The 15077-nt window shown below is 38.3% G+C and carries 15 protein-coding genes; 10 read left to right on the top strand and 5 right to left on the bottom strand.

What is annotated here, in order from left to right; genetic code table 11:
- From L652_RS1000000124980 to L652_RS0114930, 4 genes are all read left to right on the top strand, one after another.
- On the top strand, positions 1–151 hold a 151-nt coding region (locus L652_RS1000000124980), incomplete at its 5' end, for a M3 family metallopeptidase (RefSeq protein WP_139015405.1).
- 114 nt (positions 152–265) lie between these two features.
- Complete coding sequence (locus tag L652_RS0114940) at positions 266–1117, top strand: carboxylate/amino acid/amine transporter (RefSeq protein ID WP_024597044.1); 852 nt, start codon at positions 266–268, stop codon at positions 1115–1117.
- Between the two features lie 69 nt (positions 1118–1186).
- Positions 1187–2512: a glycerophosphodiester phosphodiesterase family protein gene (locus L652_RS0114935; RefSeq protein ID WP_024597043.1), complete on the top strand. Its 1326-nt coding sequence runs from the start codon at positions 1187–1189 to the stop codon at positions 2510–2512.
- A 510-nt stretch (positions 2513–3022) separates the two neighbouring features.
- The gene (locus L652_RS0114930) at positions 3023–3757 is read left to right on the top strand and encodes a dienelactone hydrolase family protein (protein ID WP_024597042.1); all 735 of its coding nucleotides are present in this window, start codon (positions 3023–3025) and stop codon (positions 3755–3757) included.
- Between the two features lie 19 nt (positions 3758–3776).
- Here L652_RS0114930 and L652_RS0114925 read toward each other — a convergent pair whose 3' ends face one another.
- The gene (locus L652_RS0114925) at positions 3777–4700 is read right to left on the bottom strand and encodes a LysR family transcriptional regulator (protein ID WP_024597041.1); all 924 of its coding nucleotides are present in this window, start codon (positions 4698–4700) and stop codon (positions 3777–3779) included.
- A gap of 157 nt (positions 4701–4857) precedes the next feature.
- Between L652_RS0114925 and L652_RS0114920 the strand changes: the two genes are divergently transcribed.
- The 5 genes from L652_RS0114920 (at position 4858) to L652_RS0114895 (ending at position 11251) form a co-directional block, all read left to right on the top strand.
- Positions 4858–5541 carry a type 1 glutamine amidotransferase domain-containing protein gene (locus L652_RS0114920; RefSeq protein WP_024597040.1) on the top strand — a complete coding sequence of 228 codons (684 nt, stop codon included), beginning with the start codon at positions 4858–4860 and terminating at the stop codon, positions 5539–5541.
- A 116-nt stretch (positions 5542–5657) separates the two neighbouring features.
- Positions 5658–6239, top strand: coding sequence for a rhomboid family intramembrane serine protease (locus L652_RS0114915; protein WP_010555361.1), 582 nt, complete (start codon positions 5658–5660; stop codon positions 6237–6239).
- Positions 6240–6326: 87 nt separating this feature from the next.
- Entirely contained in the window at positions 6327–7172 is an 846-nt protein-coding gene (gene yghU / locus L652_RS0114910; RefSeq protein WP_024597039.1) for a glutathione-dependent disulfide-bond oxidoreductase, read from the top strand.
- A 259-nt stretch (positions 7173–7431) separates the two neighbouring features.
- Positions 7432–9372, top strand: coding sequence for an EAL domain-containing protein (locus L652_RS0114905; protein ID WP_024597038.1), 1941 nt, complete (start codon positions 7432–7434; stop codon positions 9370–9372).
- A 499-nt stretch (positions 9373–9871) separates the two neighbouring features.
- The gene (locus tag L652_RS0114895) at positions 9872–11251 is read left to right on the top strand and encodes a VCBS repeat-containing protein (RefSeq protein WP_024597037.1); all 1380 of its coding nucleotides are present in this window, start codon (positions 9872–9874) and stop codon (positions 11249–11251) included.
- 88 nt (positions 11252–11339) lie between these two features.
- Here L652_RS0114895 and L652_RS0114890 read toward each other — a convergent pair whose 3' ends face one another.
- Entirely contained in the window at positions 11340–11795 is a 456-nt protein-coding gene (locus L652_RS0114890) for a hypothetical protein (RefSeq protein ID WP_024603529.1), read from the bottom strand.
- Positions 11796–11807: 12 nt separating this feature from the next.
- On the bottom strand, positions 11808–12083 hold the full coding sequence (locus L652_RS0114885; RefSeq protein WP_007581281.1) for an EF-hand domain-containing protein: 276 nt from the start codon (positions 12081–12083) through the stop codon (positions 11808–11810).
- Between the two features lie 302 nt (positions 12084–12385).
- Between L652_RS0114885 and L652_RS0114880 the strand changes: the two genes are divergently transcribed.
- On the top strand, positions 12386–13243 hold the full coding sequence (locus L652_RS0114880) for a PA4780 family RIO1-like protein kinase (protein ID WP_002958167.1): 858 nt from the start codon (positions 12386–12388) through the stop codon (positions 13241–13243).
- Between the two features lie 24 nt (positions 13244–13267).
- Here L652_RS0114880 and L652_RS0114875 read toward each other — a convergent pair whose 3' ends face one another.
- Positions 13268–13942 carry a response regulator gene (locus L652_RS0114875; protein ID WP_024597035.1) on the bottom strand — a complete coding sequence of 225 codons (675 nt, stop codon included), beginning with the start codon at positions 13940–13942 and terminating at the stop codon, positions 13268–13270.
- Between the two features lie 38 nt (positions 13943–13980).
- The coding region (locus tag L652_RS0114870; RefSeq protein WP_024603528.1) for an ATP-binding protein at positions 13981–15077 on the bottom strand (1097 nt) is incomplete at its 5' end.

The raw sequence follows: 15077 nt of genomic DNA, 5'->3' as shown, positions 1-15077 counted from the left end.
CGGCGGCTTAACACGTAAAAATGGTGATAAGTTCCGTAAAGAAATCCTATCTAAAGGTAACAGCCGCGACTTAATGCAAAGCTACATTGAGTTTAGAGGTCAAAAACCAACTACCGACGCATTACTTAAGCGCCGTGGTTTAGTTGAGTAAATAACTTAATTTATTAAGCTCACTTTTATAAAAGCCCGCTTGCGGGCTTTTATTGTTTATACCCTCACATATAACAGATAAACTTAGCTCAATATTTATTAAAAGATGATGGTTATGCAGTACTTATTTGCAGTCACTTTGCTTTGGGCGTTTTCGTTTAGTTTAATTGGTGTGTATTTAGCAGGCCAAGTTGACGCTTGGTTTAGCGTATTAATACGCATAGCACTGGCAACACTGATTTTTTTACCTTTTTTAAAGCTCAAACAAACGCCTAAACCTTTAGCCTTAAAGCTTATGCTGATTGGCGCTATACAACTTGGTGTTATGTATAGCTTTTACTACCACTCATTTTTATTTTTAACCGTTCCCGAAGTGCTGCTATTTACTGTAATGACTCCTTTGTACATTACCCTGCTAAATGATGTATTGAACAGACGCTTTAACCCACGCTTTTTTATAGTCGCACTTATTGCTGTAATCGGTGCAATTACTATTCGTTACGAAAACCTAAATAGCGATTTCATAATCGGCTTATTAATCGTTCAAGGGGCGAATATAAGTTTTGCTGTAGGCCAAGTTACCTACAAACGATTAATGAATAACAATCAGCTTGATGATAAAGCCGTATTTGGATGGTTTTTTATAGGCGCACTTATTATTGCCACAATTTGCTATGCATTATTTGGTAACTCAAACAAATTACCAACCACTTTCACACAGTGGGGCATACTAATTTATTTAGGGTTGGTTGCATCAGGACTTGGTTACTTTATGTGGAATAAAGGCGCAACCCTTGTCAACGTAGGTGCTTTGGCAGTTATGAATAACTTGCTTATTCCAGCTGGGATTATAATTAACGTGCTGATCTGGAACAGAGATGCCGATATAGTTCGGTTAAGTATTGGGGCTGCTATAATGTTAGGTGCATTATTGGTCAATCAAATGCTTAATAAAAAAGTAAATTAATAAGCTTGTAGCAAAATTGTCATTAATAATCATTAAGGTAGTACAAATTTTACTTTTTAAGGATAAACAATGAAACGTATTACCTTACTTACAAGCTGTATATTGTTAGCCACACTTGCAGGCTGCGACGATGATGTAGAAATAGTAGAAAAAGAAGTGGTTGTTACCAACACCGAAGTGGAAATTGTTGAAGTACCTACGCCCATTGTTGTAGAGGTTGCTGAAGGAGTAAATATTCAGCTAGGGACTCGCCCTGACTATTTAATTAACGATATGGCGCAAAGCACACTAAAAACAAAATTAGAGTCATGCAGCGAAGGTCCTTTTTACCGCACCGATTTTTCTATTGGTCATCGCGGTGCATCAATGCAATACCCCGAACACACTAAAGAAGCCTACATTGCGGCAGCGAGAATGGGCGCTGGCATTGTTGAATGCGATGTTACATTTACAAACGACAAAGAGCTTGTTTGTCGCCACTCTCAATGCGATTTACATACCACAACTAATATTTTAGCTATTCCTGAACTTGCAGCTAAATGCAGTGTGCCATTTACACCAGCCGACCCTGCTAATGGTATTGCCGCATCAGCTAAATGTTGTACCAGCGATATAAGCTTAGCGGAGTTTTTAACCCTTGAAGGTAAAATGGATGGTGCAAACACTAATGCAACGACCGTTGCCGATTACATGGATGGCACACCAAGTTGGCGCACTGATTTATATGCCACCAACGGCACATTGATGACCCATAAACAAAGCATTGCACTGTTTAATGAGCTAGGTGTAAAAATGACACCAGAGCTAAAATCGCCACAAGTAAGTATGCCATTTGATGGAATGACGCAAGAACAATATGCGCAAAAAATGCTAGACGAGTACACGAAAATGGGTGTGCCAGCCTCAAAAGTTTATCCGCAATCATTTAACCTTGAAGACGTAAAATACTGGATTAACAATAACCCTGACTTTGCAGATAAAAGCGTTTACCTAGATGGACGTGACAGTGAAGCCGGATTTGATCCAAGTAACCCACAAACATGGCAACCGGGTATGGATGAGTTAGTGGCTGATGGGGTGAAGATTTTAGCTCCTCCAATTTGGATGATGCTAACAATAGATAACGAAAGTAATATTGTGCCATCGCAATACGCTATTGACGCAAAAGCAGCTGGTTTAAAGCTTATTGCATGGAGCCTTGAGCGCTCGGGCCCGCTTAATGAAGGTGGAGGTTATTACTATCAATCAATTGCTGATGTTATAGATAACGATGGCGACATGATGACAGTAGTCGACGTACTCGCAAAGGACGTGGGGGTAATGGGTATTTTTTCAGATTGGCCTGCCACGGTAAGTTACTACGCCAGTTGTAATAAAATGCCTGCAAGTATTTAATACCAATCTGCTTATATATGGGGTCTATTTAACGTTAAGAAAATTACGCTAGGGCCTGTTTATCTTTCGAGGTTAAATTTGCATCAGACTGTTTGGTATTTAGGCAAGGCAGAGCCTATGTAGTGTGGTTATTCCCCATAAATAGGCGATAACGTAGCATAAATGCCAAACAGGCGCTGCCCAAAGGGTTCTGCCTAGGGGCTATTTACTCTTTGTTACTCGGTTTTTACTTAGCCCACTAGGTTACAAACCTCGCGCCGCGATTAAATGCCCCCTAGATTGAACAAATTTTAATCCTGAAAGGTCAATAGGCCCTAGAACTAGGCAAAAATTTTTTATCTAGTTGTTCTAAATAAAAAATTTTTAACGACGTTGTAGTGAAATTTAATTCGTTAAATTGATCAAAGATTTATGCAGGTTGGTATAAATACTCAACGACAAAAGTCGTATATTTTATCGCGCTCAGTTACCATATCAGCATATATAATTTTATTTTACTGAGCGCTTTTTATGATAATCCAACAACATAATGCTGACTTGCCAACACCGACAGGTTTAATGCGAACAACTGTATATCGCCCTCAAGCGCAAGGACAGTTCCCTGCTATCATTTTTTATTCTGAAATATTTCAGCAAACTGCCCCCATCGCACGCAGCGCAGCTATTTTAGCAAGCCATGGCTTTGTAGTGTTAGTGCCTGAAGTGTTTCATGAGTTAAACCCTATAGGCACTGTGCTTGCTTATGATGATACAGGTAAAGACAAAGGCAATGCCGACAAGTGGGCAAAGCCACTTGAGCACCACGACAGTGACACACAAACTATGATCGACTTCATTAGATTACAAAGCTATTGCACAGGCTCCGTCGGCGCAATGGGCGTATGTATTGGCGGTCACTTAGCTTACAGAGCGGCACTAAATCCTGAAATTAATGCGGCTTTTTGTTTATACGCAACTGATATTCACAGCAATACATTACCTGCGCAACCTGGAAATAACTCATTCGAGCGTATGGCTGATATACAAGGCGAAATTCACTTTATATGGGGCAAACAAGACCCGCATGTGCCAAAAGAAGGCCGCGCTAAAATATACCAGCAATGCGTAAGCACAGGCATCAATTACCAGTGGCAGGAAGTTAACGCACAGCATGCCTTTATGCGTGATGAAGGTGAGCGATACGATGCAGCCCTTGCGATAAATATGTATCAACAAGCGGTGGCATTATTTAGCCGAACTTTATAAATGCTGTAAAAACTACTCATTAAGTACTTTTCAGCATACCTAAAGCGGTATGCTGTTTTACAAAGTATGCTTTTAAGTAATCAATAAACAATCGTAGCTTTTTAGAGCCCGCAGCCCCTGGCGGAAATACCCCGTAAAGCTCAATATCTTTGCTTTTATAATCATCTAATATTATTTCAAGCAGTCCAGCTTGCACTTTTGGCCACGCATCGTAAAGCGGAATACGCCCAATGCCATGCCCTGCTTCAACAAAAGCAGTACGAGCAGCGGCATTATTGGTGCTTAAGGCGCCTTGCATTGTAATATCGTGTTTTTTGCCATCTTTTTGAAGTGTTAATGTTTTACTGCCCAATTGATAAACGACCCATTGGTGCTCTGCTAGCTCTAAAGGCGTTTTAGGTTTACCAAAATGTGCAAAGTATTCCGGCGCGCCACAAATACAAGTGCTCATTGTAGTCAGCTTGGTTGCCTGCAAGTTGGAGTCACTCAGTGCCACGCCCCTAATTGCAAAATCAAACCCATTTTTAATAATATCAACCACATCGTCAGTAAGCTGTAAGTCTATTTGAATTTTAGGGTATTGGCGCTTAAACGTATTTATTGCAGGCACAATTAACTGCATTCCCACATTTACTGGGCAACTAATTTTAAGTAAACCTTGTGGCTCGCTCTTTATATTTTCTATTTGCTGATTAGCCGCATTAGCTTGTTCGGTAATTATTCTACAACGCTCATAATAAGCAATGCCTGCTTCAGTGAGCGCCATGGTACGGGTTGAGCGATTTAGTAAAGTAACTTCAAGCTGCGTTTCTAATTTTTTTAAATGATAACTTGCAACTGCTCGCGTAAGCCCTAGCTGTTTGGCAGCAGCGGTTAAGCTGCCCTGCTCTACAATTTGTGCAAATACAACCATGCTCTTTAACTGCTCAAACGACACTTTCATAAATGCTCCGTAGTGTATTTTAAATTCAACCTTTTTATTGTATCAATTATTAAACCAATAAAGTTAAATTTATCATCGTTGTTTAAAGCAGTGTTAGTGCATATAGTAATTGGTAAGCAAGATAAACTAATTCAAATCATCAGAAGGAATATATTCAATGTCTAAAAAAGTACTTATGGTTCTTACATCTCACGCAGAACTTGGTAACACTGGCGAAAAAACAGGTTTTTGGGTAGAAGAATTTGCAGCCCCTTATTACGCATTTGTTGATGCAGGCGTTGAAGTAACATTAGCGTCTCCAGCTGGCGGCCAACCACCCATTGATCCGACAAGTACACTTGCCGATTTTCAAACAGATGCAACAAAACGTTACGACGCCGATAGCGCGGCGCAAACATTAATGGCAAACACTAAAGTGTTGAGTGAAGTAAAATCTAGCGATTTTGACGCTGTATTTTACCCAGGCGGCCACGGCCCATTATGGGACTTGGTTGACAACACAGATTCAATCTCTCTTATCGAAAGCTTTGTAAAAGAGCAAAAACCTGTTGCTGCGGTATGTCATGCAAGTGCTGCATTTTTAAATGTTAAAGATGCCGATGGCAATGCACTAGTAGCGGGTAAAAAAGTAACTGGTTTTACTAACTCTGAAGAAGCTGCAGTGCAACTTACCGATATCGTGCCATTTTTAGTTGAAGACGAGCTAATTAAAAAAGGTGGCGATTATCAAAAAACTGACGACTGGGGTGTATTAGCACTAGAAGACGGTTTAGTAATTACCGGCCAAAACCCAGCAAGCTCTGAACTAGCTGCAAAAAAACTATTAACTAAATTAGGTTAATAGTGAGTAATAATTAAAATTAAGCACAGCATTTTATGCTGTGCTTTTTTAATTGCTTTTCATTAGCAAATACAATTCCTATACTGGCAACTCTTAAAGTCAATTAGGGCGATTATATGGCAACCAAGCCAACCACACTGTCATTACTAACTAGTACCCGTTTCGCAATATTTAGTATTGTTGTTATTTGCTTCGTACTACAAGTGATCAATAGTCTACCTGGCATAAATCTTAATGGTTTAGGCATATATCCACGCAGTATCCAAGGATTAATTGGCATACTATGCGCACCTTTTTTACATGGTAGCTGGTGGCACTTTGCCAGTAATATGATCCCATTTGTAGTATTAAGTTGGCTAATTTGCCAGTACAGCGTAAAACGTTTTTATAACGTATTTATTTTTACCGCTCTAGTCGGTGGGCTCTTAGTTTGGGCATTTGGGCGCAGTAACATACATGTTGGTTTAAGCGGTGTTATATATGGTTTATGGGGCTTTATTCTATGCTACGGCTTAGTAAGACGCTCATTAAAATCAATTATAATTGCAGTTGTAGTGGCTATACTTTATAGCGGTTTTATATGGGGTGTTTTACCTCAGCGCTATCATGTATCGTTTGAAAGCCATTTATTTGGAGCGCTAAGCGGGTTGTTTTTAGGTTATAGATTAGCAAAAGCCGATAAATTAAAAGGTCGGTAAATTAAATATTTAGGGCCTTTAATTAATTTTTTATGGCCACATTTATGAGTAAGTATTAAACATTTCCATTTAACATTGAGGTTATTTATGAGTGATCAAAACGAATACACGCCACCAAAAGTATGGACGTGGGAAAGTGAAAGTGGCGGTAAATTTGCCAGCATTAACCGCCCAATTGCAGGCGCGACTCATGACAAAACTCTACCTATTGGCGAGCACGCATTTCAGCTTTATTCTCTTGCTACGCCAAATGGCCAAAAAGCTACAATCATGTTTGAAGAGCTTTTACAGCTTGGTTGCACCGATGCAGACTATGACGCATATTTAATAAACATAGGTGATGGCGATCAGTTTGGATCTGACTTTGTTGATATTAATCCAAACTCAAAAATCCCAGCGCTAATGGATCATTCAACTACCCCACCTACTCGCGTTTTTGAATCGGGTTCTATTTTACAATATTTGGCTGAAAAATTTGATGTACTCATCCCTAAGGATTTAAAAGCTAAAACGCAGTGTCGTAACTGGCTATTTTGGCAAATGGGATCAGCGCCATACTTAGGTGGTGGGTTTGGTCACTTTTATAGTTACGCACCAAGTAAAATGCAATACCCTATTGATCGTTTTACCATGGAAACTAAACGCCAACTTGACGTGTTAAATCGTCATTTAAGCGAAAATGAATACATGGCGGGTGATGAATACTCAATTGCCGATATTGCAATTTGGCCTTGGTATGGCTCGCTTGTTTTAGGCGACTTATATGATGCAGCTGAATTTTTAGATGTTGCCTCATACACTCATGTTGTTCGTTGGGCAAAACAAGTTGCTGATCGCCCTGCTGTAAAGCGCGGCCGCCGCGTAAATCGCACATGGGGCCCTGAAGAAGATCAAATGGCAGAGCGCCATAACGATAGTGATTTCGAAGGTTAAATCTACTAAACAGCAAGTAAAGTCGTTAACACTTTAACCTGCTTAATAATTTTAAGGCTCATAATGATTATTTATTATGAGCCTTTTTACTGTGCTAGCTTTTTTTTTTGCTTTCATAAACTATATTTATTCTTATACTCAGGATTAGAGCCTAACTAATCGATGTTTAATACGCTTTTGTTCATCTGAAATATTTGCTGTATTTCTTGAACGTTTCTCCATCGCTAGTTGGAGTGACTTTTGTATAAGGTTTTACTTAGTGCCATATAAAAATCTAAATAGTGAAGAACGCAGAGAAACCGTTAAAATTTTATACTCTAATGCCATCTCTGGCATTGCCATTTCGATTGTAGTCAGTTTTATATTAGTGTTTGCTTTTGATTTAAATAACCAGAAAATATCCTACGAAAAAAGTATCTGGCTAAGCATTATGGTTGTCTTATTAGCAGCTCGCGCTATTGATGTAATGTGGTTTTATAAAACCAAAAAGGATAGCCCGTTATTTAATGCTGACACATACTCAAAAAGATTTTCAACCGGGTGTATTTTAACTGCGCTATCGTGGTGTGGGTATGCACTTTGGTTTCATAGCACCTCATCAGCAATAGAGACGACGACCACGATTGCTATTTTATCTGCCTTCGCAGGAGGCTCTGCAAATCTGCTTTCAGGAAGCCGAGTAACCGCTGTACTCTATAGCATTATTTTATTGGCGCCCTACTCTTTTTTATTAACCTTTTCTAACGAAAACTACAACTCTGTCCTCGGTATTTTAGGCCTAGCATTTACTGCTATTATGGTGGCTTCATCGTACAAATCAGCCACATTTACACACAGCGCAATCAAGCTCAAAAACCAAAACAGAGAGCTGCTTAATGAAATGGAAAACAAGGTAGAGCAACGCACTGAAGAAATTTACCACCTGTCTAATACCGATCCACTTACAAATCTATTAAACCGAACCGCATTTTTAAAAAATGCAAACAGACAACTAGCAGACAACCCTCAAGAACCCTTTGCTTTATTATTCGTAGATTTAGATGGATTTAAACAAATAAATGATTCGTTGGGTCATAAAGTAGGCGATAAAGTATTAAAAGAAATAGCACGAAGAATTAGTAATGTATGCAATCAACAGCTTTTTAAATGCCGATGGGGCGGGGATGAGTTTTTAATTTTAGCAACGTATCAAAAACAAGCTGAGCTTATCGAGTTTGCAGATAAAGTACTTCAAAGCATTGGTGCCGAGCATGAAACATATAAATATCAAAAATGGGTATCTGCAACTATTGGTATTGCCATGTATCCTGAGCACGGGAGTGATTTTAATACTTTAATTCGCTCTGCTGATACTGCAATGTATCACCAAAAACGCATCGCGAAAGGCAATATGAATATTTATAACGATTCACTCAAATTAATACAAGAAAGAGAGTATCTTTTGAGTCAACGCCTAGCCAGTGCCATAGAAGAAAATAGTTTAAGGCTAGTATTTCAACCAATTGTTGATAGCAAAACCTCAAAAGTAACCTCTTTTGAATCATTATTACGCTGGCAACTAGATGGTGAAAATATTTTCCCTGATGAATTTATAGCTATTGCCGAGCAATACGGTTTAATAACCGAGTTAGGTATTTGGGTAATAGAACAGGCATGTATACAAGCAACAAAATTAAGTCACTTACAACCACAAATTGCTATAAGCGTAAACGTATCGGTTATTCAGCTACAAGATCCTGATTTTGTATCTAAGGTATTAAAAATAGTAAATCGCCACCAGGTAGAACCTAAAAACCTACACATAGAAATTACTGAGTCAGTATTTGCCGAGGATAAACTCACATTTTTGACAGCCGTTAAAGCACTACAAAAACAAGGCTTTTGTATTTCAATTGATGATTTTGGTACAGGCTACTCATCACTATCAAGCATGCTTGATATTGGTGTAGATATAGTAAAAATAGACAGAAGCTTTATTCAAAATATGGATAAAAGAGGGTTAAGTATTATTCATGCAATTGTACAAATGGCCTCTACTTTAGATTTTACTGTTGTTGCAGAAGGCGTTGAAACTATTGAGCAAGCAAACACACTCACTAAAATTGGTGTATCTCACCTACAAGGTTATTACTTTTCAAAACCGATGGAAGTAGGTTTTGTAGATGCTTATTTAAATGAGCAAAATAAGCAATGTAGTTAATAGCAAACACCTCTAAAAGCGCTTAGCTACCATATGAGTTATGCGCTACCTTTCTTATTAGGGCCTGTTTATTTTTTGAGGTTGAATTTGCAGTAGACTGTCTGGTATTTAAGCAAGGCAGAGCCTATGAAGTGTGGTTATTAACCATACATAGTTGATAACGTAGTATTAATGCCAAACATGCGCTGCCCAAAGGTTCTGCCTAGGGAGATAGACTCTTTGTTACTAGGTTACAAACCTCGCGCCGCGATTAAATCGTCCTTAGATTGAACAAATTTCAATCCTTAAAGGTCAACAGCCCCTTCCTAAAACATAATCTTACAATTGCTTACACCCAGTACATAATAATTAGCGTAGGCTAAATATAATCCAACTTACATATGTATATTACGTTTAAACGAAAAAGCCCCAGCGCTGGATAGTACGTAAAATTATGCGCTGACGCTGCTTAAATAATAAAAATTTTAACGATACAACTAAATATAAAAAAGGAATTTGCATGATAAAACCACTTTGCTATTCACTCATCACTTTACTTACCCCCATAAGCGTTATAGCTCAAACAATGGCAATAAAAACAACGGATGAATTAGTATCAACCGATTCAGAGATTTTATTTGCATATAATAAAGAATTAAAACAATTAGAAGCCATCAATTTACTTACATCACTTAGTAGTGAACTTGCTTTACCAAAAAACGCCATCGGGTTTGATGTGGCAACACTTGCTAACATCACCGATAAACAAGCACTCGTACTAACAAGTGATGGCGTATATAAAGCCCAAGCAGGTAAACCAACATTGTTGTTTAATTATGAGTCGGTTCTTAATCAATTAAAAATAGATAAATTTGAAAAAGTAGACTTTGTTTTCGATGCTAACAACGATGGTCTAAGCGATATTTTCATTCCTGGGTTAGCAAGCAGTACTTTATACATTCAAAATAAAGATGGCAGCTTTAAGCCTAACCAATTTAAGCAAATACCTAAATATGAAGGCCGCTTTTCAGGAAAAGGGCTTTCTTTAGAAGTTAATATTAACAATAAACCTGTGGTTATCGATTTTAACCACGACGGATTAAACGACCTGGTTTTTTCAAATGACTTTGGAGCAGATGTACTACTTGCTAATTCAGAGGGCTTTGAGAAAAAGCTCACCTCAATTGATTTTAGCATTGAGCTAGGCGAGCTAAGCAATGGCGAGACTCGCAAAATAAAGCAAATTATTGATATTAATAACGACGGATTTCTAGATTTTACAACCAGACAGTTTAAGCCTACACAAGGTATGGACTCGCTAGATATAAAAATAGCACATACTTTGTACCTAGGGAGTGCTAAAGGTTTTGCTAATACGCCCATTACCTTATTTGAAACACAGGGCCCTAGTGAGTTATTGCTCAAAACTGATTTTAATAATGATGGCTTAATTGATTTACAAAAAATGGACTTAGATATTGGCTTAGGTACTATCGCCTCTATGGCATTAGGCGGTGGCAGTACTGATGTAGATGTAGAAATGAATCTTTATAAGCAGCAACCCGACGGCTCATTTGCCAATAAATCGAGTATTGAACTTGATTTAGAAATGGAAGTGGGGATGAATGGCGATGAATCAGAACCGGCTCTCTATTTAGGTGACATTAACGGCGATAGCTATATTGATGCGGTATACAAATACAGTAAAAAAACGCTGTATATTTATTATGGAGAGCAAGACTCACTGCTAAATGATAAACGCAAAAAATTAAAGCTAACGCTGCCTAAAAATAATAAAGATATTCTTCTGGTAGATATAAACCAAGACGGTAAAAAAGATTTTGTATTTAAATTTACCGAAGAAGATGGCACCAGCAAAATAGAAACACGATTAAATTAAGCCAATAAAAAAGCCCAACAGAATTAACCGTTGGGCTTTGGACTTAAGACTTTCGAGTAACAGTCAGCTTTACTCTAAGTAATAACACCTAAGCAGTTACATTTAGCAGTGAATCGCCTTCACTTAAACCAAACTTCTCTTGCACTGATGCAAGGATTGATTCTTTATCTTCATCAGACAACTGGTTTGAATACTCAGTTAAGAGCTCATCTAAGTAGCTCACTACCTCGTCTGTATCGACTGATTCTAATGAGTTTTGTGGCGGTGGCGGCGGTCTTTGACCTTCTGCTCTTCCTGCATCACCAATGCTTTTAGCATCAAACTCGAGTTCGCCCATTAAATCAGCAAGCTCTTTTGTTGGTTCAATACCTTGTTCTTTAAATGCAGCTTGAATACTTTGCGCATCGTCGCTAGTTAAGTTTTCTGCATCAAACTGTGCAAGCGTTTCTTTAACAAAATCACTTTGCTCTGTTGTTAATTTTGCAGCTTGACTACTTTGTTGCGGCACAAAACTCACAGAGCTGCTGCCAATATTATTAATCATTTTAGTATCCTTTCAACGTTCACGACGAGGTGGTTTATGATCGCTAAGCTCTTGTTCACTAATTTCGCCATTACCATCGGCATCTATAGAATCAAAAATTGTTTGTGCATCACCGTGCGGCGGTTTTTTAGCACTAAACTCTTCAAAGCTGATTACGCCATCACCATCAGTATCAATAGTTGAAAAGTCAGGTTTTTCAGGAGGATTGTCACCGCCTCGAGCAGCTACATTAGCTGAAAAAGCAATAGATAATATTGCCACAGTGGCAAGAGTTGAAAAATGCTTCATAGTAATAACCTCGTATTTAAGAATTAAACTAAGCTTACGCTTTAAAAACGCAAACAATGTGCAAATAATGAGGAAGTAATAAATTATTTTTAATAAAAACTGATGATTCAAAAAAAGTTCTGGTTGATTGCTTTGCAATCAATATATAAGCTAATAAAATAATACGATTAATTACTCTCTGGCAGTAGTGTTACTGCCCTTAATTCTCAAAGCTGATATACTGCTTGAGCCAATTAAACAAACAAATACAGAGCACTTTCATAAATAATGATTAATAACCAACCCTACTTAGCAGGCAATCTGTGAAAATACCTAAACGCCTACAACCTCTTGTTGATGATGGCCTTATTGACGAAGTAATAAGCCGACTAATGAGCGGTAAAGAAGCCGATGTATTTATTGTGCGTTGTGGTGAACATATTCGCTGTGCGAAAGTGTATAAAGATGCGGTTAAACGTAGTTTTAAAAAAGCGGCACAATATCAAGAAGGCCGAAAGGTACGTGGTGGACGCCAAGCGCGTGCTATGGGTAAACGCTCTAGCTATGGCCGCCAATTAGAAGAAGAAATTTGGCAAAATGCCGAAGTTGATGCGTTATCTCGTTTAGCTGGCGTGGGTGTACGTGTTCCTGATACTTACTTTTGTATTGATGGCGTGCTGCTTATGGAGCTCGTCTCTGATGAAGATGGTAACGTAGCCCCTCAACTAGGACATGTCGTTTTTAGTGAAGAGCAAGCGATTGAGCAGTATAAACTCATGATACATTACATTAAGCTAATGCTTTGCGCAGGTATAATACACGGTGATTTATCTGAGTTTAATGTACTTGTAGATAATAACGGCCCTGTAATTATAGATTTACCGCAAGCCGTTAACGCCTCAGCAAATAACAGTGCACAAGCTATGTTCGCACGCGATGTCAATAACATACGCCGATACTATGGTGAATTTGCGCCAAGCATACTAAAAACTCAATACGCTAAAGAAATGTGGGCACTATTTGAAGAGGCCAATTTAACGCCTAATTCAACGCTTACAGGTGAATTTGAAGACAGCGACGAACTTGCTGATGTAGATTCTATTCTTGATGAAATCCAAGCTGCCGAATACGAAGAGTTTGACCGTTTAGAGCGAATTAAAAATGCTGACGACGATGAGTAACTCATCGTCATAGCTCATTCCACCTTACTGTGGATGCACAAACCGGTAGCCAACCCCATAAACAGACTGGATAACACTTTCAGTTTGTGTCACTTCATCTAGTTTTTTACGCAACTTTTTAATATGGCTATCAATTGTACGGTGGCTCACAATACGCTGATCGGCGTACATAGTGTCCATTAAGCTATCGCGCGAATAAATACGATTTGGGTTGTTAAACAAAGGTTTAAATAGCTGAAATTCAAAGTTCGTCAATTCTATGCTGTTAGATTTATATTTTACGCTATAGCTGCTTTCGTCAAGCTTCATTGTTGACTCTGTAACGTCACTTGCGTTATTTAATCGCCTTAAAATAGCTTTTACGCGTGCCACCAGCTCAGCATAACTAAACGGCTTACAAATATAATCATCTGCACCTAATTCCAGCCCAAGCAGCCTATCTATTTCTTCTACTTTTGCCGATACCATAATAATAGGCACATTTGAAAAGCGCCTGATTGCTTTACACAGTTCAATACCACTTTGACCTGGTAACATTATGTCTAGCAAGATTACACTCGGCCTGTTAATTTCAAGCCAAGGTAATACTTCATTCCCGTGATGTATTTGATGAGTAATAAAGTGATGGCTGCTTAAAAAGTCACTCATTAAGTTAGCTAGCTTTACTTCATCTTCCACAATTAGTATTTGTTCACTCATAGGCATCTCTGTAAGTAACCTTAACTTTATTTTATAAGCTAAATAGTTGGCAATCTAATAATAATAGCAAGGCCGCCTAAGCTGGCTTTTTCTGCAGCGATTTCACCTTTATGACCTTTAACTATATGCTGGCAAATAGATAAACCTAAGCCAGAACCGCCTTCTTGGCGATTACGCGAACTATCTACTCGGTATAAATACTCAAATAAATGCGATAAATGCGACTGATCTACACCTACGCCATTATCTTCGATTATAAGCTCTAAATAAGTTTGCCCTTTAATGCTTATATTATTAGCCGTTAAAGAAATAGTTGTACATTGTGCATAGTGTACTGCGTTCATTAGAATATTATCGAGTAGCTGCAAAAGGCGTGTTTTATCTGCTTGTACAGTTATGTGTTTAGCGCTATTTAGTAGGTATATTTTTATATTATGTTGTTCAAGCAAAACCTGATACTTTTGCTCAATAGTATTTAATAATAACGCCATATCAGTAGGTTGCATAGTGTAGTGCATACCTCCTAACTCTGCGCTATTGAGCATATGCAAGTCGTCTATTAAGCGTTTTAAATGTAGGGCTTCATCGTTAGCCGAACTTATATTTTTTGCGTTCGGTTCTCGTATACCAAGTAGCATAGCTTCAAGTTCACCGAGTAAAATACTCATTGGCGTCCTAAGCTCATGAGAAATATTAGCAAGCCAACGCTTACGTACTTGCTCATCTTTAGCGAGTGTAAATGCAAGCGTATTAAAATCTTCGCTCAACTGTCCTAGCTCGTCTTTTCGCTCAAGCGTGAGTTTGGTCTCGTAATTACCTTGCGTTAAGCGATGCATACCGTTAGCAATTTGCTTTACAGGGCTTACTAGGTGACGAGACAATAAAAAAGTAACCATTAATGTTAGCAATACCGCAGCTAAAGCAATAAACCATAAGTAGTTAGTTTGCTGCTGTAAAAAATCAAGCTCGTAGCCATCAACCAAGCTATCTCTTTTAGAAACTGCTAAGTAACCCACTATTTTATCGTTAACAATAATTGGGGTTGTTATATATTTTAAATCGCTGAGGTATCTACCCACTACTCGCTGTTTATTTTCGTCAAGCAAAGCGTAGTGAGCAATATTTTCTGGCGGTG

This window comes from Pseudoalteromonas sp. TB25 (assembly GCF_000497995.1).
Lineage (GTDB): Bacteria > Pseudomonadota > Gammaproteobacteria > Enterobacterales > Alteromonadaceae > Pseudoalteromonas > Pseudoalteromonas distincta.
Note: the sequence above shows the minus strand (reverse complement) of the source record. Positions and strands in the feature narration are given on the sequence as shown.

Excerpts from the sequence above, each read along its gene's own strand:
- L652_RS0114915 (WP_010555361.1), top strand. The coding sequence starts at position 5,658 with ATGGCAACCAAGCCAACCACACTGTCATTACTAACTAGTACCCGTTTC.
- L652_RS0114925 (WP_024597041.1), bottom strand. The coding sequence starts at position 4,700 with ATGAAAGTGTCGTTTGAGCAGTTAAAGAGCATGGTTGTATTTGCACAA.
- L652_RS0114940 (WP_024597044.1), top strand. The coding sequence starts at position 266 with ATGCAGTACTTATTTGCAGTCACTTTGCTTTGGGCGTTTTCGTTTAGT.
- yghU (WP_024597039.1), top strand. The coding sequence starts at position 6,327 with ATGAGTGATCAAAACGAATACACGCCACCAAAAGTATGGACGTGGGAA.
- L652_RS0114935 (WP_024597043.1), top strand. The coding sequence starts at position 1,187 with ATGAAACGTATTACCTTACTTACAAGCTGTATATTGTTAGCCACACTT.
- L652_RS0114930 (WP_024597042.1), top strand. The coding sequence starts at position 3,023 with ATGATAATCCAACAACATAATGCTGACTTGCCAACACCGACAGGTTTA.
- L652_RS0114875 (WP_024597035.1), bottom strand. The coding sequence starts at position 13,942 with ATGAGTGAACAAATACTAATTGTGGAAGATGAAGTAAAGCTAGCTAAC.
- L652_RS0114920 (WP_024597040.1), top strand. The coding sequence starts at position 4,858 with ATGTCTAAAAAAGTACTTATGGTTCTTACATCTCACGCAGAACTTGGT.
- L652_RS0114895 (WP_024597037.1), top strand. The coding sequence starts at position 9,872 with ATGATAAAACCACTTTGCTATTCACTCATCACTTTACTTACCCCCATA.
- L652_RS0114890 (WP_024603529.1), bottom strand. The coding sequence starts at position 11,795 with ATGATTAATAATATTGGCAGCAGCTCTGTGAGTTTTGTGCCGCAACAA.
- L652_RS0114885 (WP_007581281.1), bottom strand. The coding sequence starts at position 12,083 with ATGAAGCATTTTTCAACTCTTGCCACTGTGGCAATATTATCTATTGCT.